General features: G+C 52.1%; 33 protein-coding genes and 1 riboswitch. Of the genes, 26 read left to right on the top strand and 7 right to left on the bottom strand.

Features of this window, described 5'->3' with window-relative positions; genetic code table 11:
• Nucleotides 1–47: 47 nt before the first annotated feature.
• Genes ACAN54_RS18435 through ACAN54_RS18450 form a run of 4 tightly spaced genes read left to right on the top strand, consistent with a single transcriptional unit; the run spans nt 48 to nt 2,707 of the window.
• On the top strand, nt 48–824 hold the full coding sequence (locus tag ACAN54_RS18435; RefSeq protein WP_379158399.1) for a zinc ribbon domain-containing protein: 777 nt from the start codon (nt 48–50) through the stop codon (nt 822–824).
• A gap of 35 nt (nt 825–859) precedes the next feature.
• Entirely contained in the window at nt 860–1,723 is an 864-nt protein-coding gene (locus tag ACAN54_RS18440; protein ID WP_379158402.1) for a TrmB family transcriptional regulator, read from the top strand.
• A gap of 39 nt (nt 1,724–1,762) precedes the next feature.
• A complete protein-coding gene (locus ACAN54_RS18445) occupies nt 1,763–2,068 on the top strand; it encodes a hypothetical protein (RefSeq protein WP_379158405.1) in 306 nt (101 codons plus the stop codon).
• A 45-nt stretch (nt 2,069–2,113) separates the two neighbouring features.
• Nucleotides 2,114–2,707 carry a xanthine phosphoribosyltransferase gene (locus ACAN54_RS18450; RefSeq protein WP_379158408.1) on the top strand — a complete coding sequence of 198 codons (594 nt, stop codon included), beginning with the start codon at nt 2,114–2,116 and terminating at the stop codon, nt 2,705–2,707.
• 198 nt (nt 2,708–2,905) lie between these two features.
• On the opposite strand, the gene ACAN54_RS18455 is transcribed toward ACAN54_RS18450, so the two are convergent.
• Both ACAN54_RS18455 and ACAN54_RS18460 read right to left on the bottom strand, forming a co-directional pair.
• Nucleotides 2,906–3,856, bottom strand: a complete 951-nt coding sequence (locus tag ACAN54_RS18455; protein WP_379158411.1) for a diacylglycerol/lipid kinase family protein — start codon at nt 3,854–3,856, stop codon at nt 2,906–2,908.
• Between the two features lie 132 nt (nt 3,857–3,988).
• Nucleotides 3,989–4,327: a DUF4870 domain-containing protein gene (locus ACAN54_RS18460; RefSeq protein ID WP_379158414.1), complete on the bottom strand. Its 339-nt coding sequence runs from the start codon at nt 4,325–4,327 to the stop codon at nt 3,989–3,991.
• Between the two features lie 589 nt (nt 4,328–4,916).
• Between ACAN54_RS18460 and ACAN54_RS18465 the strand changes: the two genes are divergently transcribed.
• The 14 genes from ACAN54_RS18465 to ACAN54_RS18530 all read left to right on the top strand — a co-directional run bounded on the left by ACAN54_RS18465 (nt 4,917) and on the right by ACAN54_RS18530 (nt 16,100).
• Entirely contained in the window at nt 4,917–5,105 is a 189-nt protein-coding gene (locus ACAN54_RS18465) for a hypothetical protein (RefSeq protein ID WP_019913840.1), read from the top strand.
• A 404-nt stretch (nt 5,106–5,509) separates the two neighbouring features.
• Nucleotides 5,510–6,559: a cytochrome c oxidase subunit II gene (gene coxB, locus ACAN54_RS18470; RefSeq protein WP_379158417.1), complete on the top strand. Its 1,050-nt coding sequence runs from the start codon at nt 5,510–5,512 to the stop codon at nt 6,557–6,559.
• A gap of 128 nt (nt 6,560–6,687) precedes the next feature.
• Nucleotides 6,688–8,526: a cytochrome c oxidase subunit I gene (gene ctaD / locus ACAN54_RS18475; RefSeq protein WP_379158763.1), complete on the top strand. Its 1,839-nt coding sequence runs from the start codon at nt 6,688–6,690 to the stop codon at nt 8,524–8,526.
• Between the two features lie 6 nt (nt 8,527–8,532).
• Nucleotides 8,533–9,159 (top strand): cytochrome (ubi)quinol oxidase subunit III, encoded by a 627-nt coding sequence (locus ACAN54_RS18480; RefSeq protein ID WP_379158420.1) that lies wholly within the window; start codon nt 8,533–8,535, stop codon nt 9,157–9,159.
• Nucleotides 9,160–9,161: 2 nt separating this feature from the next.
• Nucleotides 9,162–9,488, top strand: coding sequence for a cytochrome C oxidase subunit IV family protein (locus tag ACAN54_RS18485; protein ID WP_379158423.1), 327 nt, complete (start codon nt 9,162–9,164; stop codon nt 9,486–9,488).
• Between the two features lie 88 nt (nt 9,489–9,576).
• A complete protein-coding gene (ctaG, locus tag ACAN54_RS18490; RefSeq protein WP_379158426.1) occupies nt 9,577–10,503 on the top strand; it encodes a cytochrome c oxidase assembly factor CtaG in 927 nt (308 codons plus the stop codon).
• Nucleotides 10,504–10,529: 26 nt separating this feature from the next.
• Nucleotides 10,530–10,997 carry a DUF420 domain-containing protein gene (locus ACAN54_RS18495; RefSeq protein ID WP_379158429.1) on the top strand — a complete coding sequence of 156 codons (468 nt, stop codon included), beginning with the start codon at nt 10,530–10,532 and terminating at the stop codon, nt 10,995–10,997.
• A gap of 230 nt (nt 10,998–11,227) precedes the next feature.
• Nucleotides 11,228–11,956 carry a hypothetical protein gene (locus ACAN54_RS18500; protein WP_379158432.1) on the top strand — a complete coding sequence of 243 codons (729 nt, stop codon included), beginning with the start codon at nt 11,228–11,230 and terminating at the stop codon, nt 11,954–11,956.
• A gap of 60 nt (nt 11,957–12,016) precedes the next feature.
• Nucleotides 12,017–12,412 (top strand): GntR family transcriptional regulator, encoded by a 396-nt coding sequence (locus tag ACAN54_RS18505; RefSeq protein ID WP_379158435.1) that lies wholly within the window; start codon nt 12,017–12,019, stop codon nt 12,410–12,412.
• Nucleotides 12,413–12,428: 16 nt separating this feature from the next.
• The gene (locus ACAN54_RS18510) at nt 12,429–13,361 is read left to right on the top strand and encodes an ATP-binding cassette domain-containing protein (RefSeq protein WP_379158438.1); all 933 of its coding nucleotides are present in this window, start codon (nt 12,429–12,431) and stop codon (nt 13,359–13,361) included.
• Nucleotides 13,362–13,365: 4 nt separating this feature from the next.
• Complete coding sequence (locus ACAN54_RS18515; RefSeq protein ID WP_379158441.1) at nt 13,366–14,268, top strand: ABC transporter ATP-binding protein; 903 nt, start codon at nt 13,366–13,368, stop codon at nt 14,266–14,268.
• On the top strand, nt 14,261–15,574 hold the full coding sequence (locus ACAN54_RS18520) for an ABC transporter permease (RefSeq protein WP_379158444.1): 1,314 nt from the start codon (nt 14,261–14,263) through the stop codon (nt 15,572–15,574). The genes ACAN54_RS18515 and ACAN54_RS18520 overlap by 8 nt, the downstream gene beginning before the upstream one ends.
• A 34-nt stretch (nt 15,575–15,608) precedes the next feature.
• Nucleotides 15,609–15,806 carry a hypothetical protein gene (locus ACAN54_RS18525; RefSeq protein WP_379158447.1) on the top strand — a complete coding sequence of 66 codons (198 nt, stop codon included), beginning with the start codon at nt 15,609–15,611 and terminating at the stop codon, nt 15,804–15,806.
• Between the two features lie 78 nt (nt 15,807–15,884).
• Nucleotides 15,885–16,100, top strand: a complete 216-nt coding sequence (locus ACAN54_RS18530; RefSeq protein ID WP_379158450.1) for a hypothetical protein — start codon at nt 15,885–15,887, stop codon at nt 16,098–16,100.
• A 78-nt stretch (nt 16,101–16,178) separates the two neighbouring features.
• Here ACAN54_RS18530 and ACAN54_RS18535 read toward each other — a convergent pair whose 3' ends face one another.
• From ACAN54_RS18535 to ytxJ, 3 genes are all read right to left on the bottom strand, one after another.
• Nucleotides 16,179–16,622 carry a hypothetical protein gene (locus tag ACAN54_RS18535; protein WP_379158453.1) on the bottom strand — a complete coding sequence of 148 codons (444 nt, stop codon included), beginning with the start codon at nt 16,620–16,622 and terminating at the stop codon, nt 16,179–16,181.
• Between the two features lie 169 nt (nt 16,623–16,791).
• Nucleotides 16,792–16,961, bottom strand: a riboswitch (cyclic di-AMP (ydaO/yuaA leader).
• A gap of 306 nt (nt 16,962–17,267) precedes the next feature.
• A complete protein-coding gene (locus ACAN54_RS18540) occupies nt 17,268–17,507 on the bottom strand; it encodes a glutaredoxin family protein (RefSeq protein WP_379158456.1) in 240 nt (79 codons plus the stop codon).
• Entirely contained in the window at nt 17,504–17,830 is a 327-nt protein-coding gene (ytxJ, locus tag ACAN54_RS18545) for a bacillithiol system redox-active protein YtxJ (protein ID WP_379158459.1), read from the bottom strand. Before ytxJ ends, ACAN54_RS18540 begins: the two co-directional genes overlap by 4 nt.
• 226 nt (nt 17,831–18,056) lie before the next feature.
• Between ytxJ and ACAN54_RS18550 the strand changes: the two genes are divergently transcribed.
• The 4 genes from ACAN54_RS18550 to ACAN54_RS18565 all read left to right on the top strand — a co-directional run bounded on the left by ACAN54_RS18550 (nt 18,057) and on the right by ACAN54_RS18565 (nt 20,376).
• Complete coding sequence (locus ACAN54_RS18550) at nt 18,057–18,779, top strand: SDR family NAD(P)-dependent oxidoreductase (protein WP_379158461.1); 723 nt, start codon at nt 18,057–18,059, stop codon at nt 18,777–18,779.
• A 34-nt stretch (nt 18,780–18,813) separates the two neighbouring features.
• Nucleotides 18,814–19,449 carry a ThuA domain-containing protein gene (locus ACAN54_RS18555; protein WP_379158464.1) on the top strand — a complete coding sequence of 212 codons (636 nt, stop codon included), beginning with the start codon at nt 18,814–18,816 and terminating at the stop codon, nt 19,447–19,449.
• 184 nt (nt 19,450–19,633) lie between these two features.
• Nucleotides 19,634–19,996 (top strand): MerR family transcriptional regulator, encoded by a 363-nt coding sequence (locus ACAN54_RS18560; RefSeq protein ID WP_379158467.1) that lies wholly within the window; start codon nt 19,634–19,636, stop codon nt 19,994–19,996.
• 38 nt (nt 19,997–20,034) lie between these two features.
• Nucleotides 20,035–20,376, top strand: coding sequence for a thioredoxin family protein (locus tag ACAN54_RS18565; RefSeq protein WP_379158470.1), 342 nt, complete (start codon nt 20,035–20,037; stop codon nt 20,374–20,376).
• 83 nt (nt 20,377–20,459) lie between these two features.
• On the opposite strand, the gene ACAN54_RS18570 is transcribed toward ACAN54_RS18565, so the two are convergent.
• Nucleotides 20,460–21,353: a CHAD domain-containing protein gene (locus ACAN54_RS18570; protein ID WP_379158474.1), complete on the bottom strand. Its 894-nt coding sequence runs from the start codon at nt 21,351–21,353 to the stop codon at nt 20,460–20,462.
• Nucleotides 21,354–21,632: 279 nt separating this feature from the next.
• Between ACAN54_RS18570 and ACAN54_RS18575 the strand changes: the two genes are divergently transcribed.
• The gene (locus tag ACAN54_RS18575; RefSeq protein ID WP_379158477.1) at nt 21,633–22,742 is read left to right on the top strand and encodes a lipoate--protein ligase family protein; all 1,110 of its coding nucleotides are present in this window, start codon (nt 21,633–21,635) and stop codon (nt 22,740–22,742) included.
• Nucleotides 22,743–22,908: 166 nt separating this feature from the next.
• Here the strand turns inward: ACAN54_RS18575 and ACAN54_RS18580 are convergent, their stop codons facing one another.
• Nucleotides 22,909–23,688 (bottom strand): carbon-nitrogen family hydrolase, encoded by a 780-nt coding sequence (locus ACAN54_RS18580; protein WP_379158480.1) that lies wholly within the window; start codon nt 23,686–23,688, stop codon nt 22,909–22,911.
• A 173-nt stretch (nt 23,689–23,861) separates the two neighbouring features.
• Here ACAN54_RS18580 and ACAN54_RS18585 point away from each other — a divergent pair, with 173 nt between their 5' ends.
• From ACAN54_RS18585 to ACAN54_RS18595, 3 genes are read left to right on the top strand one after another with little or no spacing between them, the layout of a single operon-like run.
• Complete coding sequence (locus ACAN54_RS18585; RefSeq protein WP_379158483.1) at nt 23,862–24,290, top strand: MarR family winged helix-turn-helix transcriptional regulator; 429 nt, start codon at nt 23,862–23,864, stop codon at nt 24,288–24,290.
• 45 nt (nt 24,291–24,335) lie between these two features.
• The gene (locus ACAN54_RS18590) at nt 24,336–24,971 is read left to right on the top strand and encodes a nitroreductase family protein (protein ID WP_379158486.1); all 636 of its coding nucleotides are present in this window, start codon (nt 24,336–24,338) and stop codon (nt 24,969–24,971) included.
• Between the two features lie 37 nt (nt 24,972–25,008).
• The gene (locus ACAN54_RS18595; RefSeq protein WP_379158488.1) at nt 25,009–25,305 is read left to right on the top strand and encodes a putative quinol monooxygenase; all 297 of its coding nucleotides are present in this window, start codon (nt 25,009–25,011) and stop codon (nt 25,303–25,305) included.
• Nucleotides 25,306–25,507: the final 202 nt, after the last annotated feature.

Consider the following 25,507-nt stretch of genomic DNA (forward strand, 5'->3'; position numbering starts at 1 on the left):
AGGCTGCAATCAGCCCTGTTCTCACTCTGGAGAAGGAGGAACTTATAATGAATTTTTTGCAACGGATTAAGGACGGTGCCAGCCGGGTGAGCGAAAAAGCGCAAAGCTCGGTGGAGATCGGTAAGCTGAATGGTCAAATATCGGATATCGAACGCGAGATGGAAATGGAATTCATGAAAATGGGCAAGCTTTTCTACGATGGCTTCCGTTCAAGGGATATGTCAGTGGCAGAAGGCAAAATGGTGGAACTCTCGCGGGGCTGCTTCAAGTATCAGGAGCAGATCGACGAGCTGCGTGCACGGATTGCCGAGCTGAAGAATGAACGGCTCTGCGCCTGCGGCCATGTAGTCGCCCTGGATGCTAATTTCTGCCCGCACTGCGGACGCAAGCTGGAGGAACCCTCCCCTCGAAAAGAAGCGGCGGCAGTGAACGTACATACCGTTCATGAGCACGAAGAGGAAGAGGATGAATACTACGGCGAGGATGAATTGACGGAAGAAGAGAAAGAACTCGCGATGAGACACGAACAACGCGCTGTGTATACGGAGGTGCTTCATGAAGAGGAAGAGCTCCCTCTGGAGAACTATGCCGGAAATGTCCAGAATGAGGAACGCAGCCGCCGTGAAGCCGATGAACTAGAGCGTGAACGAGAACGGCAGCTTGAGCTGGACCGCCGAATCCGGGACTGGAAGGCGAGTGAACCGGAAGAAGCGGCGGTCAGCGAAGACAGTGGTGTGCGTGACATCGTGAAATGCCAGATTTGCCGGGCCGATCTGCCCAAGGGTTCCATGTGGTGCCCGCGCTGCGGTTCAGAGCAAATATAGACAGGAGTCACAGACAGCTTAGGGGGACAACATAGATGGAACAGTTGCTGCTGCATCTGCGCAATTTGGGTTTCACGGAGATGGAGTCCAAGATCATGATCGAGCTGGCCACCAAAGGCCAGGCTTCGGGTTACGAAGTCGCCAAACAACTCGGAGTATCCAGATCCAACGTATATGCGGCGCTGCAGCGCCTGACTCAGCAAGGATATGTAAGATGCGGTGAAGGGGAACCGGCACGCTACAGCGTACTGGACCCAGAGGAGCTGGCGACAATGATTTCCGGCCGGGTACAGGCATCGCTGGCTTATATGGAAAGTGAAATGCCCCGCGGCGGGCCGGTAAGCCCGTCCTTTTACAATGTCGAGGGAGACCGCAATGTGATGGGAGCCCTGATCCGCCAGCTGAATCTCGCCCGGCAGGAGATCGTAGTCGATGTATGGCGCGAGGAGGCTTCGCTGCTGCGCAAGGAGCTTGAGCAGGCGGAACTGCGCGGAGTGAAGCTGCTGTGGGCTTTTGACGGCGGTAATTCGGTTCCTGCTCCCTATCCGGCCTGGCCCCCGCTTGGCGGGAAGCTGCCGGGAAGCGGAGGACGCAAGTTTTCTTTTGTGATCGACAGGGGCTGGTGCATGCTGGGCATGCGCTATGAGGATGGGTCCGCGCAAGCGGTGGTCACAGAGCATCCGGTGCTGGTGGAGCTTCTGCTGAACCACTTTACACAGGAAATGGTGCTATTTGAACTGGAAGAAGATATGGGGACGGAACTGACCAGACGTTATGGTGAACGTTACAGCCGCATTTTCGGTAAATATGTACTGCATGACCAGGATGGTGAAGAAGAAATGGATTTGCCTGCAGAGCAGGTAGCGGGGGAAATACGGTCGGAGGATGATTCCGATTAGCAGACCCTGCGGAGATATTAGCTTAGGGAGGTGAAAAGCATGGAGTGTATCGTTCATTTTGAGGTAAATCATGCGGAAGGTCCCAAGTCGCTGCGAGGCCTTCTATTTCTGGACGAGGGACAGATCCCCGGAGAGAAAGAGCTGGTAGACATGTTCAAGGACATGAAATTTGATGTGCGGCTGGATGACCGTGAGAAGCTGATCTTCAAGCCTGTAAATCCCGGAGAAACCTACTCGGAGATCCGTATCACCAGCTTTGATAATGGACAGACGGACAGCAAAGAGGATCATGATCTGAAGTCGATTGTTGGGAACCTGCTGCCGCAGAAGCCTACGGGGCTGTAAGTCATAAGAATGCGGGTCCAAGGGATGAGAGAAGGAGGAGCACAGATGAAGTTGTTGAGGCAAAAGGTTATCAGTGAAGGAATTGTTCTCGGACAGGGTGTGCTCAAGGTGGATTCTTTTCTGAATCACCAGATGGACCCGTTTCTGATGCGGGAGGTTGGCCGCGAGTTTACCCGCCTTTTCGCAGGGGAAGAGGTGACGAAGGTGCTGACCATCGAATCCTCCGGGATTGCGCCTGGCATTATGACTGCACTGGAGCTTGAAGTTCCGCTGATTTTTGCCCGCAAGCAGAAGTCCCTGACCCTGACTGAAGATATATTCGTGGAAAAAGTATATTCGTTTACGAAAAAAGAAAGTAATGAAATCACGGTTTCCAAAAAATTCATCGCTCCAGGTGAGCGGGTACTCATCGTAGATGATTTTCTGGCCAATGGTGAGGCTGCCTTCGGGCTGGCCCGGATCGTTGAGCAGGCAGGCGGAACCGTGGCCGGAATCGGCATCGTGATCGAAAAAGCATTTCAGCCCGGCAACCGGCTGCTTAAGGAAGCCGGCTACCGCGTGGAATCGCTTGTGCGCATTGCTTCGCTGGATGATGGTGTCATCACTTTTGTGGAAGAGGATGCGGAGCTCTCGGACTGAGGGATTTGGTGATGATCAAACCATACCAATACTGCATGAATAGCAACAAACCAAAACGAACCCTATCGCCACTTTACCGTGGAATAGGGTTCGTTTTGTTTGTTAAGCATAGAAGCTGCAATGCTACGGAGCACCCGCGGTTCGTAGCGCTATCCGTTTGACGGGTGCGGCTGGAAAGCGCCGCACAGCCGTAACCGCTTAGCCGCTCGCGGTGCAGGAGCTAGCTTCGCCATCGGCGGCCTGCGCTGCGGCCAGCGGCGAGAGCACGCGCAGCGCGCCCGGCTCACAGCGCACGGCGAGCGGCGCCGTGCCCAGACCCTCGCCGTCGCCGATAGCCTCGCGAGGCTCGTCAAAGCGGACGGCTACGCTGCGTCCGCGCAGCATGGTCACGTAGGGCAGCGCAGTATGCTTGCCCTTCGTGACCGTCGGGAACAGCCGCAGCAATTGCCCGCGGCTGATCCCGTGTACGACGCAGACGTCGAGCAGGCCGTCATCGGCCTTCGCCTGCGGGCAGATCAGGAGCCCGCCGCCGTAGCTGGGCAGGTTGCAGATCGAGACAAGCCACGCTGTCTCGAAGGCCTGCTCTTTACCGTCGCAGGTCACGCTGACGCGGCAGGGCTTGAAGGTCATCAGCGTATGCACAATGCCGATGAGATAAGCCAGTTGGCCGGCTCCGATGGCGTTGCACAGCCGCTTGTAGCGGCTGCGGTTCACATTGACGGCCACCTGGGCGTCAAACCCGCTGGCCATGGCGGTCAGCGTCAGGCCGTCCTCGCCTGACAGTAGGTCCGCTGTCAGGCAGCGGTCCTGCAGCGCGGCGTCCAGCGCGGCCTCTGGGGTCAGCGGGATGCCGAAGCCCCTGGCCGTGTCGTTGCCGGAGCCGGCGGGGATCACCGCCAGTGCCACACCTCTGCGCCGCAGTGCGCCCAGCACGCTGTGAATCGTGCCGTCGCCGCCGATCACGATAGCGGCGCGCCAGTCCTCGCGGTGCACGAGCGCGTGCAGAACCTGGGATTCCGCACTGTCCGCGCTTTGCGTGAACAGTGCTTCGTAAGCGGTTCCGCGAGCCTGAAGCATAGCCTCCACGGCATGCCAGGTCCGTCGTCCTGCCCCTCCTCCGGAGCGGGGATTTATAATGAATAAATACATGAATGTTCCTCCAGCCTGCAGATTCCTGTATGTCCTGATTCCATTGTAGGGAGGAGTGGAGCAAAAGGGAATCTTTTTAGCGGAGATCAGCAAAGACACGCTGGCGTTAAGGCAAGCAGCCTGGGACGCCGCTTATAGCTGGCGAAGCTGATTTTCTGCAATAACCCCAACCCAGGGAAGCCGGTACCATCTTCCACCCAGTGCGTGGTAGATCATCAGCAGCCATACCGCGAACGAGCATAGGGAGATAAGGGCGGCGAGGAAGGAACCCAGCAGCGGAATAAACCCGCATAGCACATGGGCAATCATCAGTGCACCGAAGGCGAACAGCGACTGCAACGCATGGAACAGCACGTAGCGGCTGCGTTTTTCAAGAGCGAGAAAAATAATCCCGCCAAGGAATGGACAAAAGTAACAGAGGGCAGCAGCGATATGATCCGGTAATCCGGTGGAGGATTTGATAGGGGACAAGAGTTCACTCTCCTCAGGCTTGGTGGAATAAGGCAATTGCCCTATTCCTGCTTCCTTACAAGCTTATGAGGGGTTCGTACAAAGTATGTAGATGCCAGCCTGGAATAGCTAAGAGGATTGCCGGTTAACACCGATATAACTAATATAGCTAAACGCCTGTGCATACCAGTCAATGCCTGAGAATCATGATTTAGTCCAATAATCTACCCCCCCCATTCTGCATGGGAAGGTAAAATTAATAAAAAAAATCCATTTGTACATTTTACATGGAAAGGTGGAACTTGGACTGGAATATGATACAATATAACGATAAGGCCCGAAAGGAGTGATTCAGCAAGTGGCTCTTCGGGTAACTAAAGTGTCTAAGGGGTCCCTTTTGTTGGGCAATCCTTATTCTCAGCCCAAATCACGACGAACCTGCTTCACCGGCAAGACGGAGTTCCTATTTTGGAATGATGGTATTGGCGGATAATGCAAGCCACGTATGTGTATGGTTTCTGAACTTGCATTCAAGGTTACGGCGAACTTTTCATCATGCATTCTCTACTATCGGAGCATTCATTTTCAATGTTTTGGGAGGGAACTGATCATGGCAAGTAAAGGTCATAACGAAGTTAAGGAAAGTCTGCGGGAAATGACACGAATTTTCCGGCCCAAAGATCCCAAGAAATTTGTGAAGGAGTACGTCCGGAAGTATCGGATTACGGGAGGCTATGAAGAAGAGCTGACTATGGTCGTGGAGCATGAACTGGTGAGAATGAACTCATCCGTCTCTTGAACTTCGGACAGTGGTTCTAAGCTTGCTGCTACTCGAAAGACATCGAATTAAGCAATACATCCATGAGGATTCTCATAAACCGTGCCCGGGCGGCTTGCTGCCGCAGGAATCGGTTTTTTTTGTATGTCCAATTACAGGTAGCGTCACAATTCTTCTAAAATAGTCAAATGAATTAATAGACACAATTAGATATGAATGCGCTTTATTTATTATATCAGATATATATCAATTTGTGAAAGCGCTTTTAAAATCAATAAGGACAACACTTCCCGATGATTTATTGAATATGTGAATTTGTTGTGAACGATTGACAAAACAATCCTTCAAACTTATATTAATAGTGATTGTTATAATTGACAGGATAATACTCTAAACTACGAATTCGGGAAAAGCGGGGTAGATCAATGATGAAAACGTGGCAGGCTGGAAAGCGGCTTCTCCCCATGACCGCAGCGCTTGGACTCATTCTTGCCGGATGTGGGCGGGAGGACCTGTCGGTGCTTCGTCCGCAGGGACCGGCGGCGGAAAGCTCGTTCGATCTGATGAAGCTGTCGATCACCATCATGATCGTTGTGCTGCTGATCGTCTTCTCTATAGCGGCCTACGTACTGATCCGTTTCCGCCGTAAACCGGAACAGAGGGAAATGCCCGAGCAGGTGGAAGGCAACTTCAAGCTCGAAGTGCTCTGGACAGTCATTCCACTGATTCTCGTAGTTGTGCTGGCCGTCCCTACGGTGAAAGCGGTGTTTGCCGCCGGGAATGATCATTCGGACGACAAAAATGCGATACATGTTAAGGTGACAGGACACCAGTACTGGTGGGAATTCGAGTATACCGATTACGGTGTAACCACAGCGCAGGATCTGGTGATTCCTTCCGGGAAGGATATCGCTTTTGAACTCAGCACGAAGGATGTGCTGCATTCCTTCTGGGTACCCTCACTCGCCGGCAAAATGGACACTAACCCTGACGGATCGACGAACCGCTTCAGCTTCAGTGCTCCAAATGAAGGCGTTTACCGGGGCAAGTGTGCGGAGCTGTGCGGTCCTTCCCATGGATTCATGGAGTTCAAGGTGAAATCGGTCAGCGAAGCGGCGTTTAAGGAATGGGTCAATTCCATGAAAGCTCCATCGGTGCTGCCGGAAGATCCTGCCCTTGCGAAGACGTTCAAGTCCCAGTGTCTAACCTGCCATGCAGTAGGGGATATGCCGGACCTGTCGAGTGCCCCGAACCTGACCGGGATTGGTTCCCGCGAATCAGTGGCCGGGATATTGCTGAATGACGATACAGGTGTGGACGGCGCACCGGTGCTGGAGAATCTCAAGACCTGGCTGCATGATACCAAGGGTGTTAAGCCGGGCAACAGGATGCCTGACCCCAAGAAGGATATGGGCCTGAGCGATGAAGAGATAGACGGAATTGCGGAGTATTTGGCCGGCTATACGCTGGACTAGAGCTTACAACCTGCAATCGAAGCAGCATATCTGAAAAGGGGGTACGAACCTTGGCTCAAGCAGCGCAGTCCCTGAATCCATCACCACCTTTGAGACATGGCCACAGCGTGAAGCGTCATACTGGACTGATGGACTGGATTACTACCGTCGATCATAAAAAAATAGCGATTCTGTACCTGTGGGCCGGAGGCTTATTTTTTGGAATCGGCGGACTTGAGGCCATTCTGATCCGTATCCAGCTCATCAAGCCGATGAATACCTTTCTGGATGCCCAGACCTTCAATGAACTGATTACCATGCATGGCACAACCATGATCTTCCTGGGCGTCATGCCTGTGATTTTCGCACTGATGAATGCAGTGATTCCGCTGCAGATCGGTGCCCGCGATGTAGCCTTTCCCTTTTTGAATTCACTCGGCTTCTGGACCTTCCTGTTCGGCGGCGTCCTGCTTAACCTGAGCTGGATCATGGGTGGGGCGCCTGATGCAGGCTGGACCGCGTATACCCCGTTATCCACTATTCAGTACAGTGGAACGCATGGCGTTGATTTTTACACCATCGGGCTGCAGATTGCCGGTCTTGGAACACTGATCGGGGGTATTAACTTTCTGGCTACCATCATTACAATGCGCGCACCGGGCATGTCCTTCATGCGGATGCCGATGTTCGTCTGGGCCAGCTTCATCACCTCAGCGATTATCCTGTTTGCATTTCCCGCTATTACAGTAGGGCTGGTGCTGCTGACGTTCGACCGGATTCTCGGTGCCAATTTCTTCGAGACCTCGGCTGGCGGCAACCCGGTACTCTGGCAGCATATCTTCTGGATCTTCGGTCATCCTGAAGTGTATATTCTGATTCTTCCTGCCTTCGGGATTATTTCGGAGGTTATTCCGACCTTTGCGCGCAAGCGGCTGTTCGGTTACAGCTCCATGGTTTTCGCTACAATTCTGATCGCCTTCCTGGGCTTCATGGTCTGGGCGCATCACATGTTCACAACAGGCCTTGGCCCGGTAGCGAACGCGCTGTTCTCGGTATCAACGATGCTGATTGCCGTGCCGACCGGGATCAAAATCTTCAACTGGCTATTCACCATATGGGGTGGTCAGGTTCGTTTTACGAGTCCTAATCTGTTCGCTGTCGGCTTTATTCCAACCTTTACGATGGGCGGCGTAACCGGGGTTATGCTGGCCTCTGCGCCTGCAGATTTCCAGTTCCATGATACGTATTTTGTCGTTGCACATTTCCATTATGTTATTGTCGGAGGTCTGGTATCCGGATTGTTCGCGGGACTACACTATTGGTGGCCGAAGATGTTCGGACGGATGCTGAGTGAAACCTTGGGTAAATGGACCTTCTGGACCTTCATTATCGGCTTCCATCTTACCTTCTTTGTACAGCATTTCTTGGGACTTATGGGGATGCAGCGGCGTGTATTCACCTATCTGCCGAACCAGCAGTTTGACCTGCTGAATCTAATCAGTACAATCGGTGCGGGACTGATGGGTGTGGGAATGCTTATTTTCCTCACGAATATCTTCCTTACTTCCCGAAGACCGGCGGATGCGCCGGACGATCCATGGGAAGACGGCCGCACGCTGGAATGGACGATTTCCTCGCCGCCGCCGGAATACAATTTCAAGCAAACACCGCTGGTACGCGGTCTGGATGCCTTCTGGAAGGAAAAAACCTCTGGACATACAGCGATGACACCTGCCGAACCAGTCGGTCCGATTCATATGCCATCGGCGACGATCCTGCCGTTCCTGATGTCGGTCGGCATCTTTATTGCCGGATTTGGCTTCATGTTCAGCCGTGATGACTTCGGGAATGCATTCATGAGCTTTATATTCAATAATTATCTGGTTACGGGCTTAGGGCTGCTAATTACCTTCGGGTCGATGCTGGTGCGGTCCCTCTATGATGATCACGGCTGGCATATCGAGCCTGAAGAGCTGGAAGGAAGGTGAGCACATATGACAACAGCACATGCTGAATCAGCGGCAGGGACACTTCCGCACGAACCTGAAAAAGCAACGTTGGAAGGACGTAACAAGGTGCTGGCCTTCTGGCTGTTCCTGGGCGGAGAGTCCGTACTGTTCGGCACATTATTTGCCACATTCCTGGCGCTGCGCAATCAGACCAATGACGGCCCTTCGGCGAATGAACTGTTCCACCTGCCGCTGGTCGCGGCTGCAACCTTCCTTCTGCTGGTGAGCAGTCTGACCAGTGTGTTTGCCATCCAGGCCATGCACAGCAATAAACCGGCGCTGCTGCGCAATTGGCTGCTGGTTACCGTGCTTCTGGGACTATGCTTTCTGGTACTGGAAATCTACGAATTCAGCGCATATATAAGGCATGAGGAGTTCGGCATGACGACGAGCGCCTTCAGCTCCGCATTTTATACATTGGTTGGCTTCCATGGTGCCCACGTGGCTTTTGGTATCCTCTGGATTTCTGTACTGATTGGACAGCTGGCGCGCAAGGGGCTTACGGTCGTAACCGCACCCAAAATCTATGTGTCCGCCATGTACTGGCATTTCATAGATGTTGTGTGGGTGTTTATCTTTACCGTCGTATACCTGCTCGGAAAGGTGGGGTAAGCATGACGACAGAACAGCATTCGACTTCGGATGGTGCGGTGAAGCACCGTCACCGGCAGGAAGGGCCGCAGCGGCATATCGTAGTATTTATCCTCTCTGTGGTCCTGACGCTAATCGCCTTTGCGGCTGTAGCCGCCGGGGGGATCAATGCCACATTTGCCGTGATCCTGCTGCTGGTGATGGCCGTATTTCAGGTTATTCTGCAGATGGGCTTCTGGATGCATCTCAAGGATAAAGGGCATCTGCTGCCGATTATATTCATGCTGGGCGGCTTTTTTATTGCCGGAACCTGCATCGTGATGGCGCTGTACTGGGTATGGTGGGATTAACGGAACAGGGCGGCGCTGCCGCCTTTTTTTGCTATAAGGAGAGCGGGCGTTGCTGAATAACAAAAATCCTGTACGAGGAGGCTGAGACATGCCGGGATTATCCTTTTTCAGCTTTGCGGAACTGTGGAGTCCGCTATTTTTTGCGGTCATGCTGCTTCTGTCGGCGGGCTACTTTGTAGGGATAGGTCCCCTTGCCGTGCGCTTTCCGGGTTCATCCACAGTTCCGCTATGGCGGCGGAGCTCATTCGTCATCGGTATGCTTGCGCTGTATCTGGCTCAGGGGGGGCCGCTCAGTCTGCTGGGGCATATTTTGTTCTCTTTTCACATGGTGAGCATGGCCTTGTCCTATCTGGTGGCGGTACCGCTGATCATGCTGGGCATTCCAGACTGGGCCTGGCGGGCTCTGCTTAAGGCATTACCATTCCCGCTGCGGCGTCTATCCTTTTTGGCTCAGCCCGTGGTGTCGGCACTGTTGTTCAACGGCCTGTTCTCGCTCTATCATATTCCTGTAATCCATGACTATGTTATGCTGCATTTTGCTGTGCATCGGATTTACTATGCGGTACTGTTCCTGACTTCTGCACTCATGTGGTGGAACCTGATCAATCCGCTGCCGGAGCTGCGGGGCCTGAACGGACTGGGGCAGATCGGGTTTATTTTTCTGAACATGGTGCTGCTGACCCCGGCTTGCGGACTGATTATTTTTGCGGGAGCACCGCTATATGCCACTTACAGTGATCCGCAGACCTGGGCGCGGGCGATGGGGTACTGTGTGTCTGGAAGTCCTGCGGCACTGCTGCAGACTTTTGGCGGTCCGGCCTTCTTCGGCTGGCTCTCACCCAAGGTAGATCAGCAGGTGGGCGGGATCGCTATGAAGTTCATCCAGGAATTTATTTTTGCCTCGATGCTTGCTTATGTGTTCTATCATTGGTATAAAAAAGAGAACGGGCAAGACGATGCGGAACTCTCCGCCCCTTCTTCCGAGCTGGAGGAGCGTGTTTTGACCCGGGTATAGCAGGTAGAGCGCCGAGGAGGATAATCATGGATATTTTCACAGTGTTTCCGACGATCAGCACATCATTCATCGTAATCAGTGCGGTGCTGGTAGCGATTGGCTGGAGACTAATTATTAAAGGAAGACGCGAAGCGCACAAGAAGACGATGATTGCCGCCGCTGTCGCAGCAACGCTGTTTTTCATCGTATATATGTCAAGAACGGTATTTGTAGGCAATACTTCGTGGGGCGGTCCGGATAGTCTGTCGCTTTTGTATCACGTTTTTCTGATTTTTCATATTGTGCTCGCAACGGTGGCGGCTGTATTTGGGATTACCACGCTTACTCTGGGCTTCAAGGCTCAATATGCCAAGCACCGGAAATGGGGCAGAGTGACCGCGGTGATCTGGTTCATTACAGCCATTACAGGAGTAGCGGTATATGTGCTGCTGTACATATTTTATCCGGGCGGACATACGAGACCTGTCTGGGAAGCGATTTGGGGTTTTAATTGAAACAAGATATCGGCCTGTGCCGCTGCATCCTTCGTAAGGGTGCAGGGCACAGGCCTTTTTTTGCTATACACAGTCTCTGCGGAGAAAAAAGAAAGGATAATTTTGGGTTGACACTGGAAAATAGAGGGCATATACTGTGTATATAGATATACACAGTAAGCACACAATAAGCACACTCAAATGATGAGTGATGCACACCACGTTATAGACCATAAAGTGAGGTTGAAGAGATGACAACGATAAAAGATGCCTTAGTTATTGTCCGGGGGGATTTCCGGGCTGATAAGCTAAAGCTGCTGTGGACTCTGGTCTTCTCCATTGTATTTATGGGCTATATGTCCGTATTTGGCGGAATGATTCTGGATGATGTACTGAATTCGGGAGATGGGAAGGTGGTGGCTGATATCCTGCTGCTGACAATCACTCCAACGCTTGGCTTCACCTTCTCCCGCCGTACGATGAAGTATTTCAGTGAGGACTCGTATACCCGGATGCTCGCTTATATGCGGAGTCTCCCGGTCCCGGCTGCTGTGATTCTGTGTAAGAGGAAGCTGCATGCTGTGTTCTCGTTGTCACTGAACGGTATGCTCTTCTTCGGTCTCATTTATGCCACTAGCAGCCAGATTCGAAGCGAGCTGACTATAACCGCTTATCTCACCTTTGCACTCATTTGGACGGGGTTCGCGCTTTTGATGTCGGGACTGTACATTTTTATTGAATTGCTGGTTAGCGGTAAAATCTATTTCTTTCTACTCATGCTCATTACGTTGCTATCCATGGGTGTGGCTCTCCTGATCGGGGAATTCGGAGGGAACCTGTTCCTCTACACCTTACAATCTGCAGAGGATTGGGGTTTTGCCTCCCCGCTGATGTGGGCGACTTTGCTGCTGGGAACTGTATCTGTTCAGCTATTTTCCAAATGGACCTTATACCGGCTAAAGAGCCGTGATCTCGTATGAAGGGACTGAAGCACAAGGAGGATCTCCGGGTGGCCGGAGTGTGGAAAGCGGGTGTGAATCATGTGGATACCGATACAAATTAATGAGAATAGCGCGGAGCCGTTGTACCACCAGATCGAAACCCAGCTCAAATCACTGATTATCAGCGGAGTCATCACCGAGGGTACACTTCTTCCTTCGATCCGGGAATTTGCCGGTGATCTGAAATGCAGTGTAATCACCGTTCGCCGTGTCTACCAGGATCTGGAGAACGAGGGTCTGCTGCGGACCAGGCAGGGCACAGGTACCTTTGTCTCCCATGTGGGTGAAGGGGCGATGGAGGGATACAAGAAGGAGGCTATCCGTAAGTCGCTGGAAAGTGCTGTGGATGTCGGCCTGTCGGTGCAATGCTCTGAAGCGGAGCTAATGGAACTGTTCAGAGAAATTGTGAAGCATAAATATGGATCACAGGATTGAAAGGTGGGGTTGTTCAATGCTACAGCAGGCCATAGAGCTTCGTAATGTAAGCAAGAAGCGACGGAAGGGCAAGACGATTGGACCGCTTGATCTGAATCTCCCGCAAGGTTATATTACCGCACTGGTGGGCCAGAATGGATCCGGCAAAAGCACCCTGCTGCAAATGCTTCTGCAGCTGACATTCCCCGATGAGGGGGAGATTCGCTGGTTCGAGCAACCTTACGCGGACGGCCTGCCGCTTGCACTTCGCCAGCGCATGGCCTACGTGCCCGAAACCACGGAGGTGGAAGAGAGATATTGGACTGCCGGAGAGGCTGCTGAATTCCGCCGCCACTGGTATCCGGATTGGGACCAGGAGTATTTCGAGGAGCTGCTGGCGAAGTTAGAAGTACCGCTGGGTGCAAAGCTGGGTAAGATGTCCAAGGGAGAGCGCCGCAAGTTCGAAATTGCCGCTGCACTGGCACCCCGCCCGCAGTTGCTGCTGCTGGATGAGCCCTCTTCGGGGCTGGACCCTTTCGCCTGGAAGGTCATGATCGAGACGCTGCGCAAGTACATGGACGTTACCGGTGCTACCGTTGTGATCTCTACTCATATTGTGGAAGAAGTGCGGCGGCTTGCGGATTATATTGTGCTGATGCATCAAGGCAGCCTGCTCGGAATGGCTGAAAAGGACAGCTTGTTCGGCTCCTGGAGCGAAATTTGGGTTCAGGTGGAGACTGAAGAGGAACTGGCTGAGCTTGCGCAGGAGCTGCCGGGAGCACTGCACTTTGAAATGCAGACACCGGGTGTAGCATCACTTATTACCCCGCAAGTACAGCAAAATGAGAAACGCATCCAGGATTTGGGCGTAAAGGTTATCAAGAGCCGGATGCTTGAGCTGGATGAGATCTTAGGCTTATGGACACAGGGGCATCGCCCCGTTCTGATTGACCAGGAGAGAGGAGAATAGAAGAATGGAAGCTTTGATGCTGGAACAGGTAGTGAAGCAGTATGGAGAGAAGACCGCAGTAAACGGAATCAGCCTGAAGGTAGAGCAAGGCGAAATTTATGGACTGCTTGGTGCCAACGGTGCCGGCAAAACAACGACGATGCGCATGGTGCTTGGACTCATCTACCCCGATGATGGAAAGATCCTCTACAACGGTAAAACGTTCAGTGATGAGCTGCAGCATCTGATGGGATACCTCCCGGAGGAACGCGGACTCTACCCGAAGGTCAAAGTGAGTGATCAGATTATCTATCTGGCCCGGCTGCGCGGTATGTCGGCCAGTGATGCGGATAAGAGCCTCCGCTTCTGGCTGGACCGTTTCGAGGTTCCGGATTATTACAATAAGAAGATTGAAGAGCTCTCCAAGGGCAATCAGCAAAAAATGGGCTTTATCGCCGCAGTAGTCCACAAACCGCAAATTCTCGTCCTTGACGAAGCCTTCAGCGGTCTGGACCCTGTCAATGTAGAGCTGCTTAAGGATACCGTAAAAGAATTGCGTGACCAAGGTACGAGCATTCTGTTCTCCACCCACCGGATGGAGCATGTTGAGGAGCTGTGCCGAAATATCACGATTCTTGACCGCTCCAATACAGTAGTGCAAGGTGACATTCGTGAGATTAAGAAGGGGTACCCGCGCGAAGAGGTTGTCCTGCGGACGGTGGGAGAAGTGAACGGACTGGATGAGATTCCTGGGGTTAACGCAGTGCAGAAGCAGGAGCGGGGTTATGTGCTCTCCATCGGCGATATTGGTGCAGCACAGCGTATTCTCCAGCATGCGATGGCAGTAAGTGAAATTGAGCATTTTGAAATCAAGGAACCAACCTTGAACCAAATCTTTATCAGAGCGGTGGGTGAATCTCATGAATAAGATGGGGACAATTATCAGCTTTACGTTTAAGAACAAAGTCAGAACCAAATCCTTCATGATTACTACATTGATTCTGGTGCTCTTGCTCAGCATCGGTATGAACGTGCCATATCTCATCAAGGTATTCCAAGGGGATGATGGGGCCAAGAACACACAGATCGGTGTTGTGGCTGAACAGGGGAACCGTGCCGCTGAGCTCTTGCTGGCATATGCGCCGCCTGTGAATCCGGATGCGGATGCAGATAAAGATAAAGATAAGGACACCGTGGCTTTCACGGCCTTTACCTCGGCGGATGATGCTGCCCTGAAGAAGGGACTTGATGACAATACCATCGAAGGCTACCTTACCTTTGATGCCAAAGGCGGGGAAGGCGTGCCTCCAGTCACCTATCACAGCAAGGACGGGGAACTGGATGGAGATGTGCAGACTTACCTTCAGAGTGCACTGCAGCAGATCAATACACAGCTGATCGCCGGTGATAAGCTGACTCAGGAACAGGTAGCGGCGATGTTCGCGCCGGTGTCCATCGGCACCCAGCAGCTTAGTACGGATGGAACAGACGGTGGGGCGGCAGCAGATAAATCGAAGCCAGCTATCAATTATGTTATCGTCTATGTGCTGCTGATCCTCTTCTTTATGTCGATTACCATGACTGGAAATATGATTTCGGCAGAAGTAACCTCAGAGAAAAGCTCCCGCATCATGGAAATTCTGATTACCAGCGCTTCGCCGCTCACGCAAATGTTCGGCAAGGTGATCGGGATCTTCCTGGTCGGCCTGATGCAGATTGCCATTATCTCGGCAAGTATTGCCATCAATCTGATGCTTCCGCATAACGCCAGCATATTGACTGATTTTGACCTGGATCTTGGACAATTGAATTATGGCATCCTGGTATACGGTTTTATCCTGTATATTCTTGGATTCTTCCTGTATGCACTGATGTATGCTGCTGTAGGCTCCATTGTGAGCCGCACGGAGGATCTGGGCCAGGCCGTTATGCCGGTAATGATGTGTACCTTTTTGGCCTTCTACATTCCGTTGTTTAGCATCTCAGCTCCTAATACTATGCTTATCAAAGTGGCGAGCTTTGTGCCCATCACCTCACCGCTCAGCATGCTGCTGCGCATCGGTATAGGGGAAGTAGCGTTCTGGGAGATTGCCGTATCACTCATCATCTTGCTCGTGACCACCTTCGGACTGGGCTGGCTCGCCGCCAAGATCTACCGCACAGGCGTTCTGATGTACGGCAAACGCCCAAGCATCAAGGAGATCAGAAAAGCGATGAAGGCTTACAAGATTTGAGTGGAACCCACTAACTGTGTGAGGAGAGTTCAGGATGGACAAAAAGAAACAATCATTCGCGTTATTGATGTTTGCAGGTATGCTGCTCAATTCCGGAAGTTTGCTGATTTCTTCCGACGGATCGAATCTGCGCGATTTTGTACAGGGAGTAATGGCGGGAGCTGGGATAGCTATAATGCTGCTGTCCATCTGGACGTTTGCTAAGAACAAGGGCTTTAAAGACGCGAAATAAGCCAGACATCCGTTATCCGTTCATCTGGCGAAATCATGCTGTATAGTGTACCTTAGTAAGTAAGGAGTGGTAATGTTGATGAAAAAAAGACAAACGCCCTTACTGGTTGCGGCTTCGATTCTGCTGATTATCATCAGTAGTCTAATTCATTCAGAAGGCTCAACCTGGCTGGGTGCGCTGCAGACGTTATTGCTTGGTTTAGGATTATTAGGATGCTGCATGGCATTCCTGAGATTTGCCAAGGGCGGCAATGGTGCAAAAGACAAAAGAAGCAAAAAGGGCAAAAAAGAATAAGAACGAATCAGAAGCCGCGGCAGGTTGCCGCGGCTTTTTTGAATGATATCTATTCACTATGCTGCATGCTATTCGATCTTATCCGGCAGATAAATTTGATGTGGGCAGTGTAGCTTCATGTGCCGCCAGCAGTTCACGCATTTGCCGGAGCTGCGCCTTAAGCTCAGGCAGGCTCTTCATGAGGATCTCGCTGATCTCCGTCAAGGGGAGCCGCATGCCATACCGTAGCGCATGCACAACCTGATCCTCCCAGGGCAGGCAAGCTGCAAGGCAGGCTTTGCGGTCTTGTGCAATCCGGGAGCAATGCCGAATGCATGCGCGGTAGGCCAGAATGGAGAAGCTCTGCGGGCAGCAGCCTTTTCGCAGATAAGGCACATACAGCTCCGTGAAGCTCTTCACGGCAGCCGTCTCCGCTTCAGAACCCTGTCCCAGCAGCAGACTGCAGAGCGTAAGGATATTTTCGCTGTACTTTTCAACATATTCCGCAAATTCGGATGCGGAAGCCGCCGTGCGCGATTCCATTCCAGTTTCCTCCTCGGATTAGATACACCAGTTCGCCCAGCTTCCAGCCGCTCCCCCGGCGAAGCCCCGTTCCCCAAATATGTTGCGCAAAAAAGCCGCAGCAGAGGAGGACCTCTGCTGCGGCTTCCGTACAGGTTCAAATAAACCTGGCGCAAAAGCGTGGCGGATCAAGTTCTCTCTCTATACGCTTACGGGGTTAGCTGTCGGATTCGGGCGGTGAGAGTCGCCCTGCCTTGTGAGGCCGCATCTCTGCAGTCTCCTTTGGATTCACCCCATGTAGGCTTTTGGCCTGGTGGTTCCCCCGTTTCCCGTATGACGGGAATTCAGCGTTGATTGGTTTCCATGAATAAGTTCAAAACGAATCATACTCTTTCAGGAATATCTTTGTAAAAAGGAAAAAGGGAGTGGTTCCGTCAATTTCACATTGAAATCGGAAAGTTCAAAGGAAATAAACAGGTAAAACCATATATCTTGCCACTTATCGGCTCATTATCTCATTCGCACGCCAGTTTTTATATTTGGGGGATAATAAGGATTGGAATCGCTGATATGAATGCGTATTCATTCATGCACCAGACAAAAAGATATCCGGGAGACTACTCCTCCCGGATATCTTGCTGCTCTAATTAGCCCAATGAATCTGATCTATTTGGCTGCTGCAATAAGCTTGTTCAGCTCGGGCAGATTGAATCCTTTGACGACATGTGCTCCAGATACAGTAACAGGAACGCCCATGAAGCCCAGCTTCTCAACCTCTTCCTGATAAACGGTACTGGTCATTACATCCCGTACTTCAAAAGGAATGTCCTGCTCCTTCATCAGCTGCTTCACCTGATTGCAGTCACTGCAGTTGGCTGTAGAATAAATGATCACAGGCTGGCTCATTGGCTCACAGCTTCCTTGAGGGCATCGCGGGTGATTTTCCAGTGGGAGGTGTTCCAGCGGACCTCACCATCTTCCAGCAGGAAGATTTGCGGAGACTCATGCTTGATCCCGAAGTCTTCGGCAATCTGGTTGGAGACCGGGCGGTCTTCAATCACATGAACCACAGCAGCGGTAGTGCCGGAGCTCTGGACATAAGCCTGGAATTCTTCATTCGCCTTGGCGCTGATCGGGCAGGTGGTGCTGTGCTTGAAGAGCAGTTTTTTACCGGGCTGGGCAATGTATTCATGCAATTCATCAAGACTGTGGATTTGTTGTATAGACATTTAGGTCACGCTCCTGGCAGTTTATTTTGCTAACAATTCGGTTGCTAGCAATGATATTCCTGATTGTAACATAGTTCAAAATTAAATCAAAAAGAAGAATCAGCAGGCCCTGAATAGCCCGATAGTCCAACAGAGGACGTTGTAAAATGACAATTGTCATGCTAAGGTGGAAGGGAATTGGCGATTTCTGTATACTGATGTCAAATAAAAGGGAGTGACCCATTCCATGAAAAAGGTCGCTTGTGTTACCGGTGCTGACCGGGGACTCGGGTTTTTCCTTGTGCGCTGGCTGCTGGAGAATCACTATAAGGTGTTTGCAGGGAGGTACATGGAGGAGTCGGAAGCACTGGAAGCACTCGCAGTTAAGTACAAGGGGCAGTTAATTCTGGTTCCGATGGATGTCGGCAGCAGTGACAGTGTAAAGCGTGCAGCACGAACCATTGCAGGATGCACAGGGCATCTGGATATGATTATTAACAATGCTGGAATTATTGATCGTGCGGATGATGCCACCATGCTGGTAGACATGAATGACACCGCGATGGCACGCATTTATAATGTGAATACGCTTGGCGCTCTTAGGGTCAGCAATTCGCTGATGGGGCTCCTGCTGCAGGGCAAGCACAAACTGATTGTGAACATCTCCTCCGAAGCTGGCAGCATTGGCCGTAATCAGCGGATTAATATGTACGGTTATTGTATGTCCAAGGCGGCGCTTAATATGCAGTCTTCTCTGCTGCACAATCATTTGCGGGTCATGGGCGGTCAGGTGATGGTCTTCCATCCAGGCTGGCTCCAGTCCTGTATGAACTGTGACAAGAATAAGGCCGCTCCTGTTACCCCTGAAGAATCTGCCCGCAAAATCATGGGAATTGTGCAGGAGCATAAGGCGCATATGGGCATGGAACCGGCTTTTCTTGATCAGGACGGCAATCCCTGGCCCTGGTAGGAACAACTTGCTAAGAGAAAGGCGTGGATGACAAATGACAGAATGGAAGGCACTTGCACTGGGAAGTTATTCAGCGGTTAAATATCATCCATTCTCCGGCGTTGACCGTGTATTTGAGGAGCTGTTTGCCGGAAAGCTGGAGGTGAAATCTACGGAAGATTATTCATTGCTGAATTCGGTCAGCCTATCAGATTACAAGCTTGTGATAGCGTATATAGAATTTTCTGACGACAAAATAGCTCCTGAACAAAGCGGGGCTTTGCTCTCCTACGTAGCAAACGGCGGCGGACTGCTGGTGGTGCATAACGGGATTTCACTGCAGCGTAACCAGGAGCTGGGTGTGATGCTGGGAGCGCATTTCACACATCATCCGGCCTACACCGAGCTTCATATGACCGTTCCGGCAACGGGGCATCCGATCATGCAGGGCATTACTGACTTTGTGATCGAGGACGAGCCGTATTATTTTGATATGCAGCCCCATTTTGACACAACGGTTCTGGCCGAGTATTCCCATGAGGGGACCAATCATGCGGCAGCCTGGTGCCATGAATTTGGGATGGGACGTGTAGTCTATCTGATGCCGGGTCATCATCTTCCTTCCTTTTCGGTAGAGCCGTTCCGGCAGATGATTACAAGAGGCGGTCTATGGGCGGCAGGGTTGCTGTAGTGCTTGATTTTACTTAAAGGAACTCATAGGGAATTATAGTGTGAAAACCAGCGGAGGCTTCTGTTGGTTTTTTCTTTTTGGGTGTTTGGCGACTTACCGGTAATAAAAGCCTTGACCCTGACACTAGTGTCAGGGTTTATACTAAGGTCAGACCATTTCTCATGAACCCCGGGGAGAACATACCATGAAAATAGGTGAGCTTGCAGCGCGGACGGGTGTCAGCATCCGTTCTCTGCGATATTATGAACGCCAGGGCTTGATCACTCCGCTCCGCCAGGCCAATGGATACCGCGAGTATTCGATCTTGGCCGTGGAGACCGTGGAGACGATCAAACTGTATTTGAATCTGGGCTTGTCGACCGAGGAAATCGCCGGCTTCTTGAATTGTGTACTGAAGAAAAAAGAAGCTTTCTGTGCAGAAGTAATGCCGCTGTACCGCAGCAAGCTGGAAGATATTGAACGCCAGCTCCTGCAGCTGAACCAGATCAAGATGAATCTGGAGGAGCGGATGGCTTCCATACAGCAGGAGCAGCAGGAATCAGAGTGACCTGAAAGGATTCACAGGCTGACAAGGAGGAGTGAACTATGACGATTATTCATGCAGGGCAAGCCGATACTGTGCGGAGACAACTTCAGGAAGGCGGAACCATACTGGTAGATTACGGAGCGCCGTGGTGCGCACCATGCCGGGGTCTTTTGCCGATCCTGGAGGAGCTGGATGAGGAATATGGCGGCAATATCACGATTCTCAAAGTGGATTGCGATGAATTGCCCGAGCTGGCTGCAGAGGCGGGAGTTATGGGCCTGCCAACTGTGATCGTATATAACGACGGGCAGCCTATGGAAAAGTTGGTGGGACTGCGTCCGAAATCGGTCTATCAGGGTGTGCTGGACAAATTTACCGCAGCGAATGCGAATAGACGATAAATAAGGAAAGGCAGGAAGCCGTATGATACATGGCTTCCTGCCTTTTTGATAGGGGACGGGATTATGAATGCAAAGAAGAACAGTTATTTCGAGTTCAACGGAAACGGAACTACTTCATTATGATGCAGCGCTTCGAGCACTTCAGCACTCAGGTTGTCCGTGAATTCAGTCCATACTTTACGGCCAACCTTCAGCTCATCACGGCCAATGGATTGGATCACTTCCAGCCAGCCCCGTTTATCGTTGATAGCGCCGAGCTGCTCCTGGATTTCTTTGTAGATTTCCTCATGGGCGTGAAATTTCTGGTTAAGCGCAAAGGAAGCCGCATCAGCGGTATAACGCAATTCCTTGGCGGCAATCCGCAGCTCGTGCAGCGCATCGAAAGCCTCCTTGGATTCGGCCTCAGGACCCTTAAACAAGGTTTTGCAGGTTTTTTTCTTCTGCTCGAAGGCGACCTCAAGCTCACGCATGACGACATTCGGATCTCTTTTGGCCGCCAGTGCTTCAAGATCGCTGCTAAGGAATGCCTCCCACTCGGCGTCCAGTGTTATGCCGCTAAGCTTGGGCAGTGTTCGGGCCAGCTTCTTGCGGTATTTCTTACGTTCCGTGTTCTGGTACAGGATCACTGCCTTGAGCAGCTTGGCTGTTTTGGTTGCTCCGGCTTCCTTAGCCTGCTTCCGTCTATCCTTGAAGGATTCAATCAGCACGTCGGCGTCTCTAACCTTGCCTAGCCTTTTTTGCGACTTCTTGAAGGTGCTGTACAGATTCTCTGTAACCCCATGCTCCGGGTCCAGAATGGACAATAGCGTCAGCAGTTTGCGGCAGTTCACTCTGGCCTGATGGATATCTTCATCATCGAACTTCTTCAGTGCATCTTTGCTATAGTCACGGAAATTGATATACAGCTTGTTCAATGCCAGCTCCCATTGCCTGGCTTTACTGATGGGCCGATCCTTCACTGTTAGCAGGTCAGTCATGCGGCTTCACTCCTTAAGGGTTGTGTGTAGCATGAGCTTGGTGCGGGACGATTGTTCTTCTATATCCTAAGGATAACGCTATCATCCTGCTTTTTCAAATTCAGGCTACAGCCCATAGTTTCGCTCCTGCACTTCAGATCGGTTACAATGGGAATATTGCCAGTATCATAAAAAGGTACAGGAAAACGGATGGTTCGACGGCAGCCTGCAGGAAGCCAGTGTACGTAGATGTTGTAATTACGCAAAAGAGCAAAGCGATGGTCAGCGGAGGGATTATGAATGAGCGGGGAATACAACAAGCAAACGCATGGGCAAGTACTTGGGCAATTAGAGGAGCAAGGGCAAGTGGAGGAGCAGGCACTTGGGCAAGAGCAGTCCCGTAAGTCTCAGCCCGGACAAATTCAGAAGCAAGTGAAACAAGATCGGGGTCCAGTGCCGTTACAGGAGCCATCTTCCGGACAAGCGGCTGAGGGTTTACTTCCGCCGGTTATGGCACTCTTTGAGCACTTGGCGGGAGGGGAAGCATCGCCGGATATCGCAGCATCCGGAAGGATAGCAGATGCAGAAGAAACTAAGGCGATGCAGGCGACGGCTGAGGCGGTTGCCGGTGATATGCTGCTCCCGTTTGCGTTCGAGGAGACGCTCTGCCGGGATGTGGGGGCAGGCCTCGTTCCGCCGTCTGTTCATCTCTGGAGCCATCCAGGCGGAGTGGCACTTGGCCTGCGGGACAGCAGGTTGCCCCGGGCAACTGAAGCTATGGCCGCGCTGGAACGTCAGGGCTTCCGCACAGCGGTCCGCCACTCCGGCGGCGCGGCTGTGCCGCTGGATGCCGGCATCGTCAACGTATCGCTGCTGCTTCGCAAACGTCCGGGCAAGCTGGACTTTCATGATGATTTCCGGCTGTTGGCATCGCTGATCACAGAAGCCGTCGCAGTCAGCCATCCGCAGGCAGCGGCTCAGATCCGGGCAGGGGAAGTCACCGGGTCGTATTGCCCCGGTGACTTCGATCTGGCCATCGGCGGCCGCAAATTCTGCGGCATCGCCCAGCGGAGGCAGAGCAGCGCGTACTTCGTGCACGCGTTCGTGATCGTCTCCGGCTCCGGGCGGGAGCGCGGGCAGTGGATCCGCGGCTTCTATGAGACCGCCGCGGATGGCGATGACGCGCTGGACTATCCGCGCGTCATCCCGCAGACCCTGGCCGCGCTCGCCGAGCTTGGCGGACCGGCTTCGGCGGACGTGTTCGCCGAAGGGTTCCGCCAGGCCCTGGCCCGCCGCGGCGTCAAGCTTCAGCCTGCCGCCGGGCTGGCGGCGGCAGGGTATAACCTCCAGTACACAGATACCCGTGTACTGGAGGCGGCGCGGGTGCTGCGTGAACGCTACACCCGCTAAGCTGTACCCTAGCCGGGCCAGGCGAACCGGCCCGGACCATAACCGGTGTGCTGGAGCATCACCGGCAAACCCATAAGTGCCGCAGCTACTGATAGATTCAGCAGCTGCGGCACTTTTTTGGCAATATATGAACGTGTCGTAATAGATGGCCAGCCACATTCTTGGATTACCGGTACAGCTCAGGCCTCCGGTCTGTGAAGATCGGAATCTGCGCCCGAATCTCCTGCACCCTGTGCAAATCGATCTTTCCCCTCAGAATTTCCTCGCCTTCCGAGGCTTCGCAGACGATATCGCCCCAGGGATCAATGATCAGCGAATGGCCCGCAAAGGTGTTCGCGGGGTCTTTTCCTGTGCGGTTGCAGGCAACGACATAACATTGATTCTCAATCGCCCGGCTGATCAGGAGCGCCCGCCAGTGTGCAAGCCTCGGCAGCGGCCATTCGGCACAGATGAACAGCACTTCGGCACCAAGCGCTGTATGGGTACGGACCCATTCGGGGAAGCGGATATCGTAGCAGATCAGGCCGGCACAGCGGGTTCCGTCCAGGGTGAACAGACCCTTGGCTTCTCCGGGATGAAGATATAAGTGCTCGTCCATAAGGCGGAACAGATGAAGTTTGCTGTATTCCCCGGCGAGCGCTCCGGTCCGGTTGAACACATACATGGTGTTGGTAATGCCGCTGCTGTTCTTGCTGGCGACGGAGCCGGCTACAATATGGATGCCGAGCTCGCGGGCCAGTCCTGACATCAAAGCCTTTGTCGCATTCCCCTCAGGATCGGCAATTTCTGCAAGCCGGTTCAGATCATAGCCGGTCGTCCATAATTCGGGAAGAATCACAACATCCGTCCCCAGAGCTGCGGCTTCACGGATTTTACGTTCTGCGGCAGCATAATTTACCTGGGGTTTGCCAAATGCTATATCCAGCTGAAGCAGGGAGATGATCATGAAGTTGGCCTCCTTCTTTGTGGAGCGGTACACTTTTGATTCTACGGGTAAGCGGTCGCCGGGGCAAGGTAGATAGACATTTTAAAATATTAGTTGACGGGTCAATGATAAAGGTGTAAAGTGATGAATGTCAAAAAGGTTTTGCGCAATCTATTTGTGTTAGGGGGTTAATCTTGACTGGACATCTGCCAGAGGAAGACCGCATCTTTGAACGATTGCAGGCGCTGAACAAAGCCATTACACCTACCTTTGAACGCTGTGCGGGCATTAGTCCCACCCGTCTCCGTTTGCTCCATGAGCTGTTTCAGGTTACTGAGATCAGCCAGATTTCACTGCAAAAACAAGTGGATATCGATGCTGCGGCCGTCACCCGCCACCTTAAGGGGCTGGAGGAGAACGGCATGATCTCCCGCCGGAACAATCCCGATGACAACAGAGTGACGCTGGTCTCGCTGACTGCGCAGGGAAGAGACAAAATCCGTACTTACAAGGAAGAGAGAAGCCGCTTCATTGGCAGTCTGCTCTCCGGTTTTGATGAACAAGAGCGCGCTTTGCTCGCAGATATGCTTATCCGGCTCCAGTATAATATCAGTTTGCTGTAGCTGTATCCTATAATCCAATCCAACTATCAAAGGAGTTTATTATTCATGAACACAACCAGAACTAATGATTTCACAAGTATTATTTCAGGCCGCCGCTCCATCCGTAAATACGACACCTCTGTCAAAATTTCCAAAGAAGAAATGACCGAAATCCTAACTGAAGCTACGCTGGCACCTTCCTCGGTGAACATGCAGCCTTGGCGGTTTCTTGTCATCGAAAGTGCGGAAGGCAAAGCTAAGCTCGCGCCGATCGCTAAGTTCAACCAGCTTCAGGTAGAGACCTCGGCAGCCATGATTGCTGTGTTCGGGGATATGAACAATTTCGATTATGCCGAAGAAATTTATGGCACTGCTGTAGAGCGCGGACTGATGCCTGCTGAAGTAAAAGAAAGACAGCTTGCTGCACTGGGAGCGCATTTCGCGAAGCTGCCTGCAGATATCAACAGAGAGACCATTATGATTGACGGGGGCCTTGTCTCCATGCAGCTGATGCTGGCAGCACGTGCGCACGGCTATGACACCAACGCCATTGGCGGCTTCGAGAAAGACCAGATTGCCGAAGTCTTCGGTATGGACAAAGAGCGCTATGTTCCAGTCATGCTCATCTCCATCGGCAAAGCCGCGGAAGAAGGTTATGCTTCCGTCCGTCTGCCTATCGACACTATTGCCCAGTGGAAATAAGAGCGTAAGCTCACAAAACTTTTAGGAGGACTAACCAATGATTATTATTCATGCTGTAATGCAAGTAAATCCCGCTTTTAAGGAAAAGTTCCTGGCTGAGGCGAAACAGCTGTTAGCTGCAACTCATACAGAAGAAGGCAACCTTTCGTATGAGCTGTACAATCATATCGAACAGGATAATACCTATATCATGGTGGAAACCTGGCGTGATATGGAAGCTGTAGCCAGCCATAATACAAGTGCTCACTTCACAGGGTTTGCAGCGAAAGCGCCTGAGTTCCTGACCGCTCCGCTGGACGTTAAGGTGTTCACCGGAGAACCTGCAGGTAAATAATCCGCAACCGGAGGGTTCTGCCGCTGGATGAAGCGCATGTGGTGTTGGCGCCCGGAACCGGTTGATTCTAATTCCTAAGAAGCAAGGGGACGTATCAAGAGCCGCACGGCTATTGATACGTCCCTGTTTGTTTATTTCCGGAGAAAAGGAAAAGTGAATCTTCAAGCGCGTGAGGTTTATAGACGGGCCATCCGGGGTATCT

This window comes from Paenibacillus diazotrophicus (assembly GCF_042610465.1).